Origin of the sequence: Pseudomonas sp. 67(2021), from assembly GCF_017491835.1 — a bacterium.
In the GTDB taxonomy this organism is placed as follows: domain Bacteria; phylum Pseudomonadota; class Gammaproteobacteria; order Pseudomonadales; family Pseudomonadaceae; genus Aquipseudomonas; species Aquipseudomonas atacamensis.
Genome location: NZ_JAFGYL010000120.1, coordinates 1 through 241 on the forward strand (window position 1 = coordinate 1; position 241 = coordinate 241).

The 241-nt window shown below is 61.4% G+C and carries 1 protein-coding gene; it reads right to left on the bottom strand.

The genetic code is table 11. The annotated features are described in order from the left end of the window. A partial coding sequence (locus J5M66_RS26800) for an SNF2-related protein (RefSeq protein ID WP_207810222.1) occupies positions 1–241 on the bottom strand: 241 nt, incomplete at both ends.

Sequence of the window (241 nt, forward strand, 5' to 3'; positions counted from 1 at the left end):
GACCGTTGAGGTGCTGCAGTCTGACTTCACTGCCGCGCTTTTCGATCGGCACGCGGTAATCGGCATTGAAACTTTTCACGTCGCCGAGCCAGCCCGGCAGCAAGAAATGGAACAGCGACCACAGCTCACCGAGGTGGTTTTCCAGCGGCGTACCGCTCAGACACAAGCGCTGACGGGCCTGCAAGTCACGGGCGGCCTGGGCGGCTTTGCTCAGCGGGTTCTTGATGTTCTGCGCCTCGTC